The sequence below is a fragment of the Chromobacterium haemolyticum genome, from assembly GCF_009936155.1.
GTDB classification, from domain to species: Bacteria; Pseudomonadota; Gammaproteobacteria; order Burkholderiales; family Chromobacteriaceae; genus Chromobacterium; species Chromobacterium haemolyticum.
The window spans coordinates 1,939,446-1,957,644 of sequence record NZ_AP019312.1 but is presented as its reverse complement, the minus strand read 5'-3'; the positions used below and the strand labels follow the sequence as shown (position 1 = coordinate 1,957,644).

16 protein-coding genes are annotated in these 18,199 nt (G+C 63.4%); 10 read left to right on the top strand and 6 right to left on the bottom strand.

Annotation, left to right across the window (positions count from 1 at the left end; genetic code table 11):
* Nucleotides 1–53 precede the first annotated feature (53 nt).
* From GYH29_RS08915 to GYH29_RS08895, 5 genes are all read left to right on the top strand, one after another.
* A complete protein-coding gene (locus GYH29_RS08915) occupies nt 54–977 on the top strand; it encodes a branched-chain amino acid transaminase (protein ID WP_043641537.1) in 924 nt (307 codons plus the stop codon).
* Nucleotides 978–1,020: 43 nt separating this feature from the next.
* On the top strand, nt 1,021–1,221 hold the full coding sequence (locus tag GYH29_RS08910) for a zinc-finger domain-containing protein (protein WP_019104039.1): 201 nt from the start codon (nt 1,021–1,023) through the stop codon (nt 1,219–1,221).
* A 134-nt stretch (nt 1,222–1,355) separates the two neighbouring features.
* Nucleotides 1,356–2,393, top strand: coding sequence for a lipopolysaccharide heptosyltransferase II (gene waaF, locus GYH29_RS08905; protein ID WP_019104038.1), 1,038 nt, complete (start codon nt 1,356–1,358; stop codon nt 2,391–2,393).
* Nucleotides 2,393–2,986 (top strand): TetR/AcrR family transcriptional regulator, encoded by a 594-nt coding sequence (locus GYH29_RS08900; protein ID WP_161523556.1) that lies wholly within the window; start codon nt 2,393–2,395, stop codon nt 2,984–2,986. Before waaF ends, GYH29_RS08900 begins: the two co-directional genes overlap by 1 nt.
* 123 nt (nt 2,987–3,109) lie before the next feature.
* Nucleotides 3,110–3,709: a hypothetical protein gene (locus GYH29_RS08895; RefSeq protein ID WP_114154851.1), complete on the top strand. Its 600-nt coding sequence runs from the start codon at nt 3,110–3,112 to the stop codon at nt 3,707–3,709.
* A 106-nt stretch (nt 3,710–3,815) separates the two neighbouring features.
* Here GYH29_RS08895 and GYH29_RS08890 read toward each other — a convergent pair whose 3' ends face one another.
* Genes GYH29_RS08890 through GYH29_RS08875 form a run of 4 tightly spaced genes read right to left on the bottom strand, consistent with a single transcriptional unit; the run spans nt 3,816 to nt 9,090 of the window.
* Nucleotides 3,816–4,376, bottom strand: coding sequence for a cob(I)yrinic acid a,c-diamide adenosyltransferase (locus GYH29_RS08890; protein WP_043641532.1), 561 nt, complete (start codon nt 4,374–4,376; stop codon nt 3,816–3,818).
* Nucleotides 4,369–7,113, bottom strand: a complete 2,745-nt coding sequence (locus tag GYH29_RS08885; RefSeq protein ID WP_161523555.1) for a hypothetical protein — start codon at nt 7,111–7,113, stop codon at nt 4,369–4,371. The genes GYH29_RS08890 and GYH29_RS08885 overlap by 8 nt, the downstream gene beginning before the upstream one ends.
* Before the next feature lie 2 nt (nt 7,114–7,115).
* Nucleotides 7,116–7,538: a DNA polymerase III subunit chi gene (locus GYH29_RS08880; RefSeq protein ID WP_039756731.1), complete on the bottom strand. Its 423-nt coding sequence runs from the start codon at nt 7,536–7,538 to the stop codon at nt 7,116–7,118.
* Entirely contained in the window at nt 7,525–9,090 is a 1,566-nt protein-coding gene (locus tag GYH29_RS08875; RefSeq protein WP_161523554.1) for a leucyl aminopeptidase, read from the bottom strand. The genes GYH29_RS08880 and GYH29_RS08875 overlap by 14 nt, the downstream gene beginning before the upstream one ends.
* 201 nt (nt 9,091–9,291) lie before the next feature.
* Between GYH29_RS08875 and lptF the strand changes: the two genes are divergently transcribed.
* The 5 genes from lptF (at nt 9,292) to GYH29_RS08850 (ending at nt 16,715) form a co-directional block, all read left to right on the top strand.
* Entirely contained in the window at nt 9,292–10,392 is a 1,101-nt protein-coding gene (lptF, locus tag GYH29_RS08870; RefSeq protein ID WP_043592120.1) for an LPS export ABC transporter permease LptF, read from the top strand.
* Between the two features lie 7 nt (nt 10,393–10,399).
* A complete protein-coding gene (gene lptG, locus GYH29_RS08865) occupies nt 10,400–11,476 on the top strand; it encodes an LPS export ABC transporter permease LptG (RefSeq protein ID WP_019104314.1) in 1,077 nt (358 codons plus the stop codon).
* Between the two features lies 1 nt (nt 11,477).
* Nucleotides 11,478–14,051, top strand: a complete 2,574-nt coding sequence (locus GYH29_RS08860; protein ID WP_019104315.1) for a [protein-PII] uridylyltransferase — start codon at nt 11,478–11,480, stop codon at nt 14,049–14,051.
* A gap of 290 nt (nt 14,052–14,341) precedes the next feature.
* Nucleotides 14,342–15,970: a S53 family peptidase gene (locus GYH29_RS08855; protein WP_161523553.1), complete on the top strand. Its 1,629-nt coding sequence runs from the start codon at nt 14,342–14,344 to the stop codon at nt 15,968–15,970.
* A 100-nt stretch (nt 15,971–16,070) separates the two neighbouring features.
* On the top strand, nt 16,071–16,715 hold the full coding sequence (locus GYH29_RS08850) for a HugZ family pyridoxamine 5'-phosphate oxidase (RefSeq protein WP_081573979.1): 645 nt from the start codon (nt 16,071–16,073) through the stop codon (nt 16,713–16,715).
* Between the two features lie 62 nt (nt 16,716–16,777).
* On the opposite strand, the gene ribA is transcribed toward GYH29_RS08850, so the two are convergent.
* Nucleotides 16,778–17,359 (bottom strand): GTP cyclohydrolase II, encoded by a 582-nt coding sequence (ribA, locus tag GYH29_RS08845; RefSeq protein ID WP_019104318.1) that lies wholly within the window; start codon nt 17,357–17,359, stop codon nt 16,778–16,780.
* 96 nt (nt 17,360–17,455) lie between these two features.
* Nucleotides 17,456–18,181 carry a GAF domain-containing protein gene (locus GYH29_RS08840; RefSeq protein ID WP_019104319.1) on the bottom strand — a complete coding sequence of 242 codons (726 nt, stop codon included), beginning with the start codon at nt 18,179–18,181 and terminating at the stop codon, nt 17,456–17,458.
* Nucleotides 18,182–18,199 lie beyond the last annotated feature (18 nt).

Sequence of the window (18,199 nt, the reverse complement as noted above, 5' to 3'; positions counted from 1 at the left end):
ACAAGATCCGACCCTATCCGCAAAGCGAAAACACAATATTGGAGAACACCAAGATGTCGATGGCTGATCGTGACGGAAAAATCTGGTATGACGGCGAACTGGTGGACTGGCGCGACGCCACCACCCACGTTCTGACCCACACCCTGCATTACGGCATGGGCGTGTTCGAAGGCGTGCGCGCTTACGAAACCCCCAGGGGTCCGGCCATCTTCCGTTTGGAAGACCATACCGCGCGGCTGTTCCGCTCCGCCAAGATCCTGGGCATGGCGCTGCCGTTCACGCCGGAACAGATCAGCCAGGCTCACCTGGACGTGGTCAAAGCCAACGGCCTCAAGTCCTGCTATTTCCGCCCCATGGCCTTCTACGGTTCCGGAAAACTGGGCGTGGCGCCGCTGAAGAACGATGTCCGCGTAATCGTGGCCGCCTGGCCCTGGGGTGCCTACCTGGGCGACGAAGGCCTGGAAAAAGGCATCCGCGTGAAGACCTCCTCCTTCACCCGCCACCACGTCAACATCACCATGTGCAAGGCCAAGGCCAACGGCAACTACATGAACTCCATCCTGGCCAACAACGAAGCCACCGCCGACGGCTACGACGAGGCCTTGTTGCTGGATGTGGACGGTTTCGTGGCGGAAGGTTCCGGCGAAAACATCTTCATCATCCGCAAGGGCAAACTGTACACTCCTGACCTGACCAGCGCGTTGGAAGGCATCACCCGCGACACCGTGGTGCAGATCTCCAAGGAAATGGGACTGGAACTGATAGAAAAGCGCATCACCCGCGACGAAGTCTACAGCGCGGACGAAGCCTTCTTCACCGGCACCGCCGCCGAAGTCACCCCGATCCGCGAGCTCGACAGACGCGCGATCGGCGACGGCAATCGTGGTACCATCACCGCCGAAATCCAGAAGCGCTACTTCGACATCGTCAAAGGACTGGATGCCGAACACCAGCACTGGCTGACCTACGTCAACTAAGCAAGACGAGCCGCCCGCGCGGCGGCTCCGCAAGGAATACAGAATGGCTGAACAGAAAGAAAACACTCAACGCGTGATCGAAGTCACCCAGCACGACCTGCCGCTGCATTGCCCGATGCCGGACATGGTGTCCTGGAACTCCCACCCGCGCGTGTTCCTGCCCGTGCACAAGACCGGCGAAGCGCTGTGCCCCTATTGCGGCACCCGCTACAAACTGAACGGTCCGGCAGGCGGCCACCACTGAGCCTGGCCCCGCGCCGGCAACGCAGCTAAGGTGTGGCGCGAGCCGCACCTTTTTTGCTTGCCCGGCAGCCTCCGTCTGCAAACCCAAGCCGGGCCGCCGCGACCCGGTTTCGGTTTGCAATCGGAACATCTGCAATGAAGAAGAAAATCCTCGTCATCGGCCCCTCTTGGGTCGGCGACAGCGTCATGGCGCAACCGCTGTACCAAAGGCTGCACCAACGCCACCCCAATCTAGAGTTGCACGTATTCGCGCCGGCCTGGACCCTGCCGCTGCTGGCGCGGATGCCGGAAGTGGCCAAGGCCCACCTCAACCCCTTCGGCCACGGCGCCCTGCGCCTGGGCGAACGCTGGAAGGTGGCCCGCCAGCTGGCGGCCGAACGCTTCGACCAAGCCATCGTGCTGCCCAACTCGCTGAAATCCGCCTTGATCCCTCTGTTCGCCGGCATCCCCTTGCGCACCGGCTTCCTAGGCGAATCGCGCTACTGGATCCTCAATGACGCGCGCGAACTGGACGAACAGGCGCTGCCGATGATGGTGGAGCGCTTTTGCGCGCTGGCCGAAGACAAGGGCGCGCCGCTGCCGCGGCCGCTCAGCCATCCTCGGCTGGCGCTGACCAATGCCAGCCAGCAAGCGGCGCTGGACAAACTGAAGCTCGACGCCAGCCGCCCTGCGGTCGCCTTCTGCCCCGGCGCCGAGTACGGCCCGGCCAAACGCTGGCCGGCCCGACACTTCGCCGAGCTGGCGCGCCGCTTCGACGCCGCCGGTTACGCGGTATGGTTGTTTGGCTCCGGCAAGGACCGCGAAGTGGGCGACGACATCAGCCGCCTCTCCGGCGGCCTGGCCGTCAACCTCTGCGGCGCCACCGGTCTGGAAGAAGCGATAGACCTGATCGGCCTGACCCGGCTCGCCGTCTGCAACGATTCTGGCCTGATGCATGTGGCGGCGGCGCTGGACAAACCGCTGGTGGCGCTGTACGGCTCCTCCAGCCCCGATTTCACGCCGCCGTTGTCGACGCGGGCCGCCATCGTCTCCCTCAACCTGGATTGCAGCCCCTGTTTCGAGCGGACCTGTCCGTACGGTCATACCGATTGCCTGGAAAAAATGGAGCCGGATCGGGTCTGGCAAGCCGCGCTTCCGCTGCTGCCCGTCCACACCCAAGAAAAAACACAATAATGAGCACAGACAACACCACACCCGTCGAAGAAAACAGCCGCCGCATGGAACTGGTCCGCGCCGCGGCGATGCTGTTCCGCGACCAGGGCTACGAACGCACCACAGTGCGCGACCTGGGCAACGCGGTCGGCATGCAATCCGGCAGCCTGTTCTACCACTTCCGCACCAAGGAAGAAATCCTGGTCGCGGTGATGGCTTTGGGCATCACCAGCACCACCGAGCAATTGAAGCGCGCCCTGGACGAAGCCGGATCGCCGCGAGCCAAGCTGGCCGCGCTGTTCCGCGTCCATCTCAATTCTCTGCTGGGGGACAATCAGGCGGCGCTGGAAGTGATGCTGTACGAATGGCGCAGCGTGTCCGCTGCCGCCAGGCCCGGCCTGATCGTGCTGCGCGACCGCTACGAAGCGCTTTGGCAACAAGCGCTGGACGAGGCCGCCGCCGCCGGACTGGTCAAACCCGACACCGCGCTGCTGCGCCGCACCTTGCTGGGCAGCCTGCATTGGTCGGTGCAGTGGTACCGCTCCGAAGGCCCGCTGAGCGTGGATCAGCTGGCCGAACGCATGTTGGATTTGGTATTACTGCCACAAACCTGACCATTGGACCAGAAAAAATTCGGCAATCCACCGAAAAAGATTCTAGAATCAGCGATATAGGGCAACTGGGCTCTATACCGTCCTGGGCGACGGCAACGGCAACCACGGTTTGGAGAGAGCGATATGGCAAGCACCGGCAGCATAGGCAGCCTCAACTCTCTGCAGCAATTGCAATCGCTGCAGAACACGCGGCCTGAGCAAAAGACCCTGGAAGAACCGCGGTCCGCCACCCCTGCGGTTTCACAGCAAAACGTCAGCCAGACCGCGGTCCGGCAAAACCCCGACACAGCCCGCGTCGAGCAGCAACTGCAACGTCAGTTGAACACCGCGCAGGCCAATGCCGCGCAAACCCGCAACGGCGACCAGCAACGGGTTAGCCAGGAACAGGCCCAAACCGCCGCCCTGGCCAGCTCAGCCGCTCCGGCCGCCGCGGCCAACGACACCCCGCGGGCTCAACAGCGCGCCGCGGAAACGGCAAGCGCCAATCGCGCCGCCAGCGCGCCGCCGGCGACGCCTCCGCGCCCGACCACGGTGCCGGCGGCCAATGAGCAGCAAGCCGCCAACAATCAAGCGGAACAGCAGACCAACCAGACCAACAACAATGCGGTGGCCCGTTCCCAGCAACAGAACGCCAGCGGCCAATTAGCGGTCACTCAGTACCAGACCACCCAGTCCCTGCTGCAGAATAGCCCTTACCGGCCGCGGGTCTCGGAAGTGGCCTGACGCCACCCTCACAAAAAACGGCAATCCCAAAGGATTGCCTTTTTTTTGCCGAACGCGTACTCAGCGTGTAACGCTCCGCAACGCGCGGCAGATCGTGAACAGGTTTTTAGACTTCGCCGGTTTTGCGCCCCGGCCGCCACAACACGTCCGGTTCCCCTGCCTGCCGGTTCAGATAACGCGACAGCACAAACAGCAGGTCGGACAGGCGGTTCAGATAGCGGCGCGCCGCGTCTGACACCGTGTCCTGCTGCGCCAACGCCACCACTGCGCGCTCGGCGCGACGACACACCGATCGGGCTTGGTGCGACAGTGCGGCCGCCCTGCAGCCTCCGGGCAGGATGAACTCTTTCAGCGGCGGCAAATCCTCGTTGAGGAAGGCCACTACAGCCTCCAGCGCCTGCACGTGCTCGGCGCCCAAAGCGCTGTAGCCGGGCACCGCCAGCTCCGAGCCCAGATCGAACAAATCGTGCTGGGTCTCGGACAGCCAGGCTCTGGCCTCGTCCGGCAGCGTTTCCGCCAGCAACACTCCCAGCACCGAGTTCAATTCGTCCACCTCGCCCAACGCGCGGATGCGCAAGCTGTCCTTACCCACCCGGCTGCCGTCCCCCAGACCCGTGCTGCCGTCGTCGCCGGTCCTGGTGACGATATGCGACAATCGATCACTCATCGCGTTTCCCATCCTTTTCAATCTTGCCCAAAGAGTTGATTGTCTGGCGCAGGCTCTCCTTCAAGGCTTCGCCAAACAGCATCTCGTAATCTTCCTTGAGCTGATGCATTACGCCCGACAGCATCTGCTTGGCCTGCAGCTCCAAAGCGTCCTGCAACCACAGCGACAGTTCCACCTTCATCCGCGGCAGCATTTTTTCGTACATGGACTGCAGCAAGGCCTGTTCGTCTATCACCGCCACCGTGCCCGGCGGCGCATTCACCGCCTGAGGCGCCATCATCGCGGCGGCCGCGGCAGCCGAAGCCACCTCGGACACCTTCAAGACCTCCACGCCGCGCGCCGTCGACGCCTCGGAGGCCGGCCCCTGTTCCGCCTCGCCCGCCGACGACTCCGCGCCGACGGCAAGCGCCAAGCCTGCGGCTGCCAGCGCCCCGGCTCCCGCCGCCAACTCCGCGGCCCCCATTCCACACATCTCGGACTCGGACTCAAACACCGTGAGTTCGGGTATCTCGCCCTCGGCCATAGCCGGAGCCAGCGACTCGGGCTCGACATCCTCCAAGAACATTTCCGGCTCGGCCGCTACCGGCTCCGGCATGGCCGCCGTTTCGGTGGTTTGCGGCCCCAGCACGTCCTCCAGCAAAGGCTCGGCAGCCGCTTCGGCTACCGGCGGCTCGGCAAACACAGCGTCCAGCTGCGGAACATCCAGTTCAGCAACTTGTGGCTCCAACGCCTCGTCCCGCACAAACTCTGCCACCGCATCCGCTTCCGCCGGTTCCGCAAACGCAGCGTCCAGATGCGGAACCTCTGATTCGACGACTTTCGGCTCCAGCACTTCTTCCGGCACAGACTCTGCCGCCGCTTCGGCCTCCGTCGGCTCTGCAAACGCAGCGTCCAGATGTGGAACCTCTGATTCGACGACTTTCGGCTCCAGCACTTCTTCCAGCACAGACTCTGCCGCCGCTTCGGCCTCCGTCTGCTCGGCAAACGCAGCGTCCAGATGTGGAACCTCTGATTCGACGACTTTCGGCTCCAGCACTTCTTCCAGCACAGACTCTGCCGCCGCTTCGGCCTCCGTCTGCTCGGCAAACGCATCGTCCAGCCGCGGAACGTCCAGTTCAGTAACTTGTGGTTCCAACGACTCGTTCAGCACAGACTCTGCCACCGCATCGGCTTCCGCCGGCTCCGCAAACGCAGCGTCAAGATGCGGAACCTCTGATTCGACGACTTTCGGTTCCAGCACTTCTTCCGGCACAGACTCTGCCGCCGCTTCGGCCTCCGTCGGCTCTGCAAACGCAGCGTCCAGATGCGGAACCTCCAGATCTGCAGCTTGCGGCCCCAGCGGCTCGTCCAGCACAGGCTCAGGCACCGCTTCTTTCGCTGGTTCCGCAAATGCGGCATCCAGTTGCGGAACGTCCAGTTCAGCAACTTGTGGTTCCAACGCCTCGTTCAACACAGGCTCAGGCACCGCTTCGGCTTTCGCCGGCTCGGCAAACACTGCATCCATCTGCGGGACGTCCAGATCTGCGGCTTGTAGCTCCAGCGTCTCGTCCAACACAGGTTCGGCCACCGGTGCGGAAAACGCGGAATCCATCATCGGCGCATCCGCCTCAACAGCTTCCGGCATCGCCATGACAGGCTCCGTCCGCACCCCCGCCAGTGCCTGGTCGATCTCGGCCAGCAAGGGCTCCTCTCCCGGCACGTCAAGCTCAGGGACGGCGGAGGACTCCGGCGAAATCATCTCATCGGGAAACGCCATCGCCGATTCAAACACCGCCTCGGGCGCTACGGCCGGCGCATCATCAAACGCCGGCGCGGGTTCCAGCGCCAACTCGGCCAGTTCATCCGCCTCGGGCGGCGCCAGGAAGGGGTCGGCGGCGTTATCGCCCTTAGGCGGCGCAAATGGCTCTGGGCCTTCCGCCGCCGCTTCCGGCGCGCCGACGGATGGGACCTCGGCGGATTCCGGCCAGACGGGCACGGGTTCTTGCGCCGCGCTCTCCGGCCAACTCGGCAGCAAGCTGTCCACCTGGGTTTCCGGTCCGACTCCACCGCCCAGCACGCCGGTGGGCAGGCTATCCAAGGAAATGGAAGTGAAAGGCGTCGGCGCGGGTGGCTCGGCGGTTGGCGCCACCGCGTCCGGAATCTCTATACCAACGGGTTCCGGCTCAGCGGCCGCAAGCGCGGCGTCCCTTGCCGGCTCAGCTTCGGCCACTAGGGGCTCGGCAACGGGCGCCGAAGCAGGAACCGCCGCCAGCGCCTCTTCCGCGATAGACGCGGGTTCGTCAGCCACGGCCTCCGCTGCTTGCTCCTCGCCGGCCGGCTGCAACAAGAATTCGAAATCACCGGTCTCCGCCGCCGGCGGCTGCGCCGCTTCCGGCGAGGCCGCTGCGGGACTCCAACCTGGCAGCACTTGCTCGATGCCAAGCTCGGAGGCAGGTATGTCGTCCAGATCCAGCGACGGCAGCGAAGCCAGGTCCAGCAACGGTTCTTCGCCGGCAACAGGGGCGGCGATCAGTTCTTCCAGGCTCAGTTCGGGAATTTCCAACTCGGCGGGCAAATCCTGCGGCGGTTCGCCCAACTGGTCGGCCAGCGCGTCCAGTTCGCTGGAGAAATCAAAATCGGGAATGTCGATGACTTCGTCGCCCAAGGTAGGCACTTGCGACTCATCCACCACCTCGGTCAACACCGGCAGGTTGAGGCCGGACCAGTCAGGCTCTTTGGGCTTTGACGGCTCGCTCATGGTCACTTGTTGCTCATGTCGTGATGTTCGATTGCATAACCGCGCTCGCGATACGCCTTGAACCGCAGGCGCGCCGTCTCCAGCGACGCTTCGTCGCGTCCGACTATTTCCAGAATACGATCAAAGCGCTCCATCCGCTCCGGCAAATTCGATCCCAGATTCAACAAAACCGGGTGCTCCAACGCATCCGGCAGGCGCGCGGTCAGCCAGATCGGCGTGTCCGCCGCCTCGTCTGCGCCCAGCCGGCAGTGCGGCACGAAGCGGGTATCGCCAAAACTCCACAGCTGTCGGCTGAAGGTATCGAGCTGCTGCTCGCTGTCGAACCAGACCAGCAGCCGCTCCCCCTTGCGCATCACCGTGGCCGCCAGCAGGCAGGCGAAGCCCTGCGGATCGGCCACTTTGGTGTAAAAATCAATCCTGCTCATCGTCCACCGTTTCAGGGGTTTCACGGCGCGGACGGCCGCGTCGCACCACATTGCCCAACGCGATGTCCGCGCGGTCTTGCAGGAACTGCACCAGCAAAGGCACCGGACGCGCGGTAGCGCCCTTGTCCTTGCCGCCCTTCCAGGCGGTGCCGGCGATATCCAAATGCGCCCAATCGTAAGCCTTGGCGTAGCGCGACAGGAAGCAGGCCGCAGTGATGCTGCCGCCCGGACGTCCGCCGATATTCGCCATATCGGCGAACGGGCTCTTCAACATGTCCTGGTACTCGTCCCACAGCGGCATATGCCAAGCGCGGTCGGCCACTTCCTCGCCGGCGGCCAGCAGCTCGCGCGCCAGGCTGTCCTGGTTGCTGTACAGCGCTGTGGCGATATGGCCCAGCGCGACCACGCAGGCACCGGTCAGCGTGGCCACGTCGATCACGGTGGCCGGGTCGAAACGCTCGGCGTAGGTCAGCGCGTCGCACAGAATCAGCCGGCCTTCGGCGTCGGTGTTCAGAATCTCGATGGTCTGGCCGGACATCGAGGTGACAATGTCGCCCGGCTTCAGCGCGTTGCCGTTGGGCATGTTTTCGCAAGTGGGCACGATGGCAACCAGGTTCAGCGGCAGGTTCATTTCCACCGCGGCGCGGAAAGCGCCCAGCACGGTGGCCGCGCCGCACATATCGTACTTCATCTCGTCCATGCCCTCGCCCGGCTTCAGCGAGATGCCCCCGGAATCGAAGGTGATGCCCTTGCCCACCAGCACGATGGGCTTGTCGCCTTTGTCTTTGGCGCCATGATGGCGCAGCACGATCAGCCGCGCTTCTTCAGTACTACCCTTGGCCACGGACAGGAAGGAGCCCATGCCCAGTTCGGCTATTTCCTTGGGCCCCAGGATTTCGGCGTCCGCGCCGAAAGCGGCGGCCATCTGGCGCGCTTCTTCGCCCAGATAGCTGGGAGTGCAAACATTGCCCGGCAGATTGCCCAGGTCCTTGGCCAGCCTCATGCCGCTGCCGATGGCCAGGCCGCGCTGCAGGCCCTTTTCACCGTCGGCGAGATCGCTGCGGCGCGGCACCGCCAGCGTCAGCTTCCGCGGCTCGCGCACGGATTCGTCCACCTTGCTCTTGAAGCGGTCGAAACGGTACAAGGCGTCCAGCGTCACCACCGCCGCCTGCTCTATCATCCACTCTACATCGTGCTTCTTGACTGTCAGTTCGCTCAGGTAGCTGACCGCTTCCACCGCGGAAGTCTGGGTCAAGGCCTTGATCGAGGCCCGCACCGCCTCGCGGTATTCTTTGGCGCGGAACTCCCGCTCCTTGCCCAAGCCCACCAGCATCACCCGGTCGCACAAGGTGTGCGGCACCGAGTGCAGCACCAGCGTGCTGCCCAACTTCCCTTCCATGTCGCCGTGGCGCAGCACGTCGCTGATGAAGCCGTTGGAGATGCGATCCAGCAGATCCGCTGCAAAGGTCAGCTTGCGGGATTCGTATACGCCGACGATAACGCAAGCTACCCGTTGCTTTTCCGGACTGCCGCTTTTTATGTTAAATTCCATTGAGAACTCCCGTGTAGAGCGAGTGTCTGTAGCTCCACCTCTTAACCGGCCGTCGATGCGCAGGTAGAATCCTGACGGCCCGGCCTTCCGGTGAAGACGGATTTTGTTGTTGATTCCGAAATCGTCCGTTTTTGACGTTTCTGGATGGTCCCCGGAATTATCACAATGCTTTTCATGAAAAGTCAAAAAGGCACTGAATAAATGGTTTTTCAAAAAAGCCTGACTCGCGAGCTGACTTTGAGCGCATTAGGCGTTTTCATCGTGCTCCTGGCGATTATCGTTTCCACTCAGGCAGTCAATCTACTGGGCCGCGCAGCCGAAGGGCAAATGGCCAACGAGGCCGTTGCCGCGGTGCTCGGCTTCACCACGCTGGGCTTTTTCCCGGTATTGATGATTTTGACGGTTTTCGCCACCATTTTGGTGGTATTGACCCGTATTTGGCGCGATCACGAGATGGTGGTCTGGCTCAGCTCCGGCCTGTCTTTGAGCAATTGGGTGTGGCCTGTGATGCGCTTCACCCTGCCGCTGGCGATGCTGATCGCCGGCGTCACCCTGTTCATCGGGCCGTGGGCGGACCAACGCAGCCAAGACTATGCCGAACAGATCAAACGCCGCGAGGAGGTTTCCGCAATCTCCCCCGGCGTGTTCAAAGAATCCGCCTCGTCCAACAAGGTATATTTTATTGAGAACTACTCTGGCGAGCACGGCGCGGCCACTAATATTTTCATGCAGGAAATCACCGACGGCAAAGTAGCCACCATTTTCGCCAAATCCGGTTTTATTACCACCAAGCCGGACGGGGAGCGCGTGGTGGTGCTGGAACATGGGCAGCGCTACGTAGGCGAGCCGGGCAGCGCCAATTACGAGGTGGCGGAATTTCAGCGCTACACCGCCGGCATCGGCGAAAGCCAGCAGATGCCGGGCCCCTCCGGCAACCGCCAGGCCATTCCCACCGCCCAATTGCTGAGCCAGGACTCCGCCGACTACCGCGCCGAACTGGCCTGGCGGCTGTCGATGCCGATCAGCTGCGTGATTCTGGCGCTGCTGGCGATTCCGATGTCCTATTTCAACCCGCGCAGCGGCCAGACCTACAATCTACTGCTGTCCTTGCTGGTTTTCTTCGTTTATCAGAACGGACTGACCGTGGCCCGCAACTGGGTGGCCCAGGGCAAAGCCGGCGTCTGGCTGGTGCTGTTGGTGCACCTGGCCATGCTGGCGTTGGCGCTTGCGCTGTTGAGCTACCGCAACCGGCCGGCTCGTCCCATCGGCCAGGCCTTGTCCTTGTTGTTCCGGAAATCCTGATCCCGTCATGAAACTGATTCATCGCTACATCGTCGCCACCCTAAGCCAGGCGACCTTGTTCACCCTGCTGGCCCTGCTGGGCCTGTATGGCTTCTTCGACCTGCTGGCCGAAGTGCCCAACCTGGGCAAGGGCAGCTACACCCTGGGCAAGATGCTGGGCTATGTCGCGCTGCTGATGCCCGGCCACGCTTATGAGTTGATGCCGCTGGCGGTCTTGATCGGCGGCATGGTGGCGATGACCCAGCTGGCCACCAGCAGCGAATACACGGTGATACGCACCAGCGGGGTGACGCTGCCGCAAATCGCCGCCACGCTGCTGAAGTTCGGCCTCGGCTTCGCCCTGCTCACCGTGCTGCTGGGCGAGGTGCTGGCGCCGCGCACGGGCCAGCAAGCGCAAAGTCTGAAGCTGTCCGCCACCCACTCGATGGTGGCGCAGGAATTCCGCTCCGGCATTTGGGTCAAGGACAATCAGAACTTCATCAATGTTCATGAGATGCTGCCGGACACCTCGCTGCTGGGCGTGCGCATCTACACCTACGACAGCGATTTCCGCCTGGTGCGCACCCGTTACGCCGAACGCGGCTCCTTCTCCAAGGATGAGCAGCAATGGCGCCTGATCAATGTGCGCGAAACCATGCTAGGCGCGGATCAGTCGGTCAGCCGCCATTATCCCGAGCTGTCCTGGAAATCCATCGTCGAGCCGGAGATCCTGTCGGTGCTGCTGGTCGTGCCGGAACAGATGTCGGCCAGCGCGCTGCTAACCTATCTGGAGCACTTGCGCAGCAACAAGCAACAGACCCAACGCTATGAGATCGCGCTGTGGAGCAAGCTGTTCTATCCGCTGGCTTGCATCTCGATGGCGCTGGTGGCCCTGGCCTTCACCCCGCAGCAACGACGCCACGGCCAGTTGGGTATCCGCCTGTTCGGCGGCATCTGTCTGGGCATCGCCTTTCACTTCGTGAACCGCCTGTTCGGCCATCTGGGCCTGCTGTACGACTGGAACCCCATCTTGTCCGCCACGCTGCCCACCTTGCTGTTCCTGGTGGCCGGCGTCGCCATTATCGCCAGACAGGAAAGACGCTGACATGAACTCGCCGGCCGCGGACTCCCTCGCACACATGCGCCAGGAACTGGCCGGCAAACGTCAGGCTTTGACCGAGCAATACCATCAGCAGCGCAATCCTCAGGAATATCTGAAGCGGCACAGCCAGACGGTGGACGCTGCCTTGCAGGCGCTGTGGGCGCAATCCGGTCTGGACGGCGCCGCCAGCCTTATCGCCGTGGGCGGTTACGGCCGCGGCCAGCTTTTCCCCCACTCCGACATCGACCTGCTGGTGCTGCTGGACCAGCCGCCGTCGCCGGAGCTGGGCGAACGCATCGGCGCCTTCATCAGCCAGCTGTGGGACGTGGGCCTGGAGATAGGCCACAGCGTGCGCACTGTCGAGGAATGCCTGTCCGAGGCGCGCGGCGACATCACCATTGAAACCAATCTGCTGGAAAACCGGCTCATCGCCGGCGACGCCGCGCCCTGGCGGCGCATGAGCGCGCTACTGGACCGCCAGCGCGACCCGCTAGCCTTTTTCGAAGGCAAGACCCAGGAACAGCAGCAGCGCCACACTCGCCACTTCGGCGTCGGCAACAATCTAGAGCCCAATATCAAGGAAAGCCCGGGCGGCCTGCGCGACCTGCACACCATTCTGTGGATCAGCAAAGCCATCGGCCTGGGCGACAATTGGGACGCGCTAGTGCGCCGCGGCATCCTGACCTTGGCCGAGGCACGGCTGATCAAACACAGCGAACGCCAGTTGCTGGGTCTGCGCATCGAGCTGCACCTGCTGGCGCGCCGGCGCGAAGACCGGCTGATATTCGATTTGCAACAGCAACTGGGCCGAGCCCTGGGCCTGCAGGACACCCCGGCCAAGCGCGCCAGCGAACAAGCGATGCAGCTGTATTACCGCGCCGCCAAGACCGTTAACCAGCTCAACGGCATCCTGCTGCCCAATCTGCGCGGCAGGATCTACTCCCAAGTGCCGCGCGTCACTCAGAACCTTAACGAGCGCTTCTACACGGTCAACGGCATGCTGGGCATCCGTCAGCCGGATGTGTTCGAGAAATACCCGTCCGCCATCCTGGAAGCCTTTCTGATGCTGCAGCGCAACCCGGAACTGAGCGGTTTCGCCCCGCGCATGCTGCGCGCGCTGTGGCACGCGCGCAGCCACATCAACGAACGCTTTCGCAACAACCCGCGCAACCGCGAATTGTTCCTGCAGTTGTTCCGGGAGCCCAACGGACTGACGCGCTGCCTGCGGCGGATGAATCTATACGGAGTGCTGGGCCGCTACCTGCCCAATTTCGGCCATATTGTCGGCCAGATGCAGCACGACCTGTTCCACGTCTACACCGTGGACGAGCACATCCTGATGGTGGTGCGCAATCTGCGCCGCTTCGCCAGCAGCGCCTTTACCCACGAATATCCGCTGATGTCCCGGCTGATAAACGACTTCGAGCGGCCGGAAACGCTGTACCTGGCCGGCCTGTTCCACGACATCGCCAAGGGCCGCGGCGGCGATCACTCGACGCTGGGCATGGCGGACGCGGCGGACTTTTGCCGCCAGCACGGCTTGCCGGCCGAGGATGGCGAACTAGTGGTCTGGCTGGTGGGTCAGCACCTGACCATGTCCAGCGTGGCGCAGAAACAGGACATCTACGACCCGGAAACCGTGCGCCGCTTCGCCGAACTGGTCGGCACGCCGCGCCGGCTGACCGCGCTCTACCTGCTGACCGTGGCCGATATCCGAGGCACCAGCCCCAAAGTCTGGAACGCCTGGAAAGCCAAGCTGCTGGAAGACCTTTACCATGCGGCGATGCGCCAGCTGGTGCGCGGCGGCCAGCTAGACGTCGCCTCTGAGCTTGAGGAGCGCAAACACCAGGCCCAGGCGCTGTTGCGCTTGCACGCGGTGCCAAGCGGCGTGGAGGCCGCGCTGTGGCAGGAACTGGACACTGTCTACTTCCTGCGCCACGAAGCCAAGGAGATCGCCTGGCACGCGCGGCTGCTCAACCGCTTCGTCCATGCCGACGGGCCGCTGGTGCGCGCCCGGCTGTCCGACGACCACGAAGGCATCCAGGTGCTGATCTACACCCGGGACCGCCCGGAACTGTTCGCCCGCGCCTGCGCTTTTTTCGGCCGCACCCACTACAGCATTGCCGACGCCAAGGTTTACACCACCCGCCACGGCTACGCGCTGGACACTTTCCACGTCTTCGTGCCCGAGCATCATGACGGCGATTATCGCGACATGATCAATTTCATCGAGTTCGAACTGGCCGAGTGCCTGCGCCAGGAGGGCGAATTGAGCCTGCCCGCCTCCGGTCGCATCAGCCGCCACCTCAAACACTTCCCAATCACGCCGCAGATCTTGATTCGCCCGGATGACAAAGCCAGCTTCTACGTGCTGTCCATCGTCGCCGGGGACCGCCCCGGCCTGCTGGCGCGCATCGCCAAAGTGCTGTCCGACTACCGGATGAATGTGCAATCCGCCAAGATCATGACTCTGGGCAGCCGCGCCGAAGACTCCTTCCTGATCTCCGGCCCCGGCCTCAACGACGATAAGACGGTGCTGGCGCTGGAGAACGCGCTGATGGCCGCGCTAAGGCTCTGAGCAGCTCAAGCCAAGCCCATTCATTCGCTCCACTCATTGCTGACACCAGCAAACAGCATTGCTAACGTCATAAATTTGCGTTTTCCCTACAGTTTTTTCCACTTGCGAAAATTTATTTGTCATTGACAGACATCAAGGATTACACATTCAGCGTTCCCCATCGGGAGCAGCCCTTCCGCACCAAGGGCAACCAACCTGGACCAAAGGCGCGCCATCGAGCAACTACAAGCCTGGTCCAAGGGCCATGCCAAACAGCAGGCCCGCGCGGTACTTCTTCAGAGGAGAAGTGAATGTTTGCCAAGCAATACACTGCCGCACTGGTGTCCGCCGCCTTCTTCAGCATCGCGGCGCAAGCAGCAACCCTCAACTGGCAATCCACCAACACCCTGGCCCATCCGGTCCAATCGCTGATCCCGCAAGCACAGGACAGCGGCGAAGTCGCCGCCGGCCAGAGCGTACACATCGCGGTGGCCTTGAAAGTGCGCAACAAAGCGCAACTGGACACGCTCACACAGAGCATCCTGCAAGGCCGCAGCAAGCACTACTTAAGCAAGACCGAGTTCCTGGACCGTTTCTCGCCCACAGAGGCGCAGGCACAGACCGTGGTCAAACATTTGCAGGCCAACGGCTTCCGCAACATCAAAGTGGCGCCCAACCGCCTGCTGATCACCGCAGACGGCAGCGCCGCCACCGTCAAGGCCGGCTTCCAGACCTCGCTGCACCGCTACAACATCAACGGTCGCCAAGCCTTCGCCAATGTCGCCAACGCTCAGGTGCCCAGCCAGCTGGCCGACATCGTGCTGGCCGTGCACGGCCTGCAAAATGTTCACCAGTTCCACACCGCGCTGCGCCACCCCACGCCGCAGGCCTTCAAGACCGCCAGCGTCAGCGGCCACTCCCCCTCCGACTTCCCGTCCATCTACAACGCGAACAGCTTGCCCCCGGCCAGCAACACCACCGTCGGCATCATCGCCGAGGGCGACCTGACCCAGACGCTGAGCGATCTGCAGGACTTCGCCGGCAGCGCCGGCTACGGCACGGTGGCCACCTCGGTGATCAATAGCGGCACGCCCAGCAGCGACACCTCCGGCACCGAGGAATGGAACCTGGACAGCCAGGACATCCTCGCCGCCGCCGGCGGCGCGGTTCAACAGATGAACTTCTACGTTGCGCCGTCGATGACCAATGCCGACATCACCGCCGCCTTCAACTCCGCGGTCAGCGACGACACGGCCAAGGTGATCAACGTGTCGCTGGGAGAATGCGAAACCAGCGCCCAAAGCGACGGCATGACCGCCAGCGCCGACCAGATCTTCCAGGCGGCGGTAGCCCAGGGCCAGACCTTCTCGGTATCCACAGGCGACTCCGGCTCCTACGAGTGCGGCGGCCGCACCGCGCGCCAGAGCTACCCGGCGGTGTCGCCCTACGTGATCGCGGTGGGAGGCACTACCTTGTCCACCAGCGGCAAAACCGGCTATCTGTCTGAGAGCACCTGGAACGGCGGCGGCGGCGGCCCCAGCTATACCGAGAGCGCCCCTGCCTGGCAGACCAGCGCCGGCGTGCTGACCATTTCCAAAACCAAGCGCGGCGTGCCCGACGTCTCCTTCGACGCCGACCCCAACAGCGGCGCGCTGGTGCTGGTCAACGGCAGCACCTCGCAGATCGGCGGCACCAGCTTGGCGGCTCCGCTGTTCACCGGCTTCTGGGCGCGGATCGAATCGGCCAACGGCAACAACATCAACTCGCCGGCGCCGTCGATTTACAAATACTTCAAGGCCAACCCCTCGCTGTACCACGACGTCACCAGCGGCAGCAACGGCGCCTACAGCGCCGCCAAGGGCTGGGATTACACCACCGGCTGGGGCAGCTTGAACATCGCCAACCTGAACGCCTTCATCGCCAGGACCCCTGGGTTTTAAGCGCAACACTCTCTCGCCTTGAGCCCCGGTCCGCCGGGGCTTTTTTGCGCCTAGCCCCATCGCCGGCTAAGATGAGCCCACTTCGCGTCGGAAACCAAACATGAAAATCCCGCCCTCAGCCGCCATCCATCTACTTCACCGTTGCGCCCAAGCCAGCCTGGCCACTCACAGCACTCAACTGGATGGCTACCCCTACGCCACGCCGATACCCTGCGTGCCCGACGCCCACCACCGGCCCACGCTCTGTCTCAGCGCGCTGGCCGAACACTGCAAAAACCTGCGGGCCGACCCGCGCTGCAGCATCGCGCTGCTGGACCCGGCGGCGGAGTCCAGCCAGAGCGGCGCGCGCCTGACACTGCTGGGCGATATGGAGCCCTTCCAGCCCACCCCGCTGGAGCTGGCCCGCCACCTGCGCTACCAGCCGGAGATCGAAAACTGGCTACAACTGGATTTCACCTTCTACCGGCTGGAGCCGCGACGGTTGCGCTATATCGAAGGCTTCGGCCGCATGGGCTGGCTGGAGGCCGAGCAGTGGCTTGACGGCCCGGCGCTGGAGCCGGAGCAAGAAGCGGAGTTGCTGGAACAAAATACCGAGCTTCCCGCCGACGTCCGACTGCTGGGCGCCGATTGCCACGGCATTGACTATGAGATCGCCGCCGCGCGCCGACGCCTGGCCTTCCCCGCCGCGCTGGAGGCGGACGAGCTGGCCGCCCGCTGGCCGGAATGGATCGCGGCGCTGGCATGAAAAACGGGAGCCCTCGGCTCCCGTTCGTTCACATCCTGTTTGTGCCGCTGAGACGCGGCCGTTCACTTGAACAACATATGACCCAGCTTGCTGGCCTTGGTGTCCAGATAGCGGTCGTTGTGCGGATTGCGCCCCACCTCCAGCGGCACCCGCTCCACCACATCGATGCCGGCAGTGCGCAGGGTTTCGATCTTGCGCGGATTATTGGTCATCACCCGCACCCGCGACACGCCCAACTGCTCCAGCATGTGCCGGGCAATGCGGAAATCGCGCATGTCGGCGGGGAAGCCCAGCCGCTCGTTGGCTTCCACGGTATCGGCGCCGCCGTCCTGTAGCTGGTAGGCGCGGATCTTGTTGATCAGGCCGATGCCGCGGCCTTCCTGACGCAGATACAGCAGCGCGCCGCGGCCTTCGGCGGCGATGGCGGACAAGGCCGCCTCCAGTTGGAAACCGCAATCGCAGCGCAGCGAAAACAAGGCGTCGCCGGTCAGGCATTCCGAATGCAAGCGCGACAACACCGGCTCGCCGTCGTCTATCGTGCCCAGAGTCAGCGCAACGTGCTCGCGGCCGCCCACTTCCTCAAAACCATGCATGGTGAACTCGCCCCAAGGGGTGGGCAGCTTGCAACTGGCGACATATTCCATTCTCGGCTCATCCGCGCTGAGCTCGACAGCAGGCAATGACATTATTTCTCCGCTAAACCTGATAAGCGCGCCTGAATCCGCGCGCAATAATCTTTATTAACTGTGGTCGGCTTCCGGATTTTCAAGCGCTAAAGGCAAGGCGGCGAAAGGCTCGGCCAACACGATGGCGAGCGCTGCCAGCCACACCAGCCGCTCCGGCGTGAAGAAGCCGGCGCTGGACGCCTCGGCATCCAGAATGCCCAGCACATTATCGTCCGGCCCCAGCACCGGCAGGCACACCTCGCTCATCACCTTGGGATCGCACTCGTAATAGCCGCCGCCCTCGGCGCGCCAGGCTTTGACGTCTTCGATCAACACCGCCCAGCCGGTCAGCCCCACCCGGCTGTTGTTGCTGTACTCGGCGAAGGCCTCGGTCAAAGGAAACTCGGCGCGGCTGGGCACGCCCTGGTAGGCCAGCTTGACCAGCTTGGCCTGCTGGCCTTTGCCGATCTTCCGATATACGCCCAGCCAGTCCGCGCCCACCTTATGGTTTACCGACTCCACCAGCGCGTGCAGATTGCGCAAGGCCGCCGTGGCTTCCGGACTTTCGCCGCCGAACAGCGGCGCCAGATCATAAGGCTCGTCGGCCAGTTCTTCGAACAAAGAACAACTGCCATCCTCGCTCAGTTTGGGCACCTGGTAACGATACAGATTCTGCCGCGCCGCCGGCTTGTCCGCGTTCAACACCGCGGACAGGGTCAACACCGCGATCTGCAGCTCGGTGCGATCCAGTTCCAGGCTCTGCTCGCGCAGATAGTCGGCCAGTTGGCTTACGGGTATCATGACAGTGCTCCTGAAGGC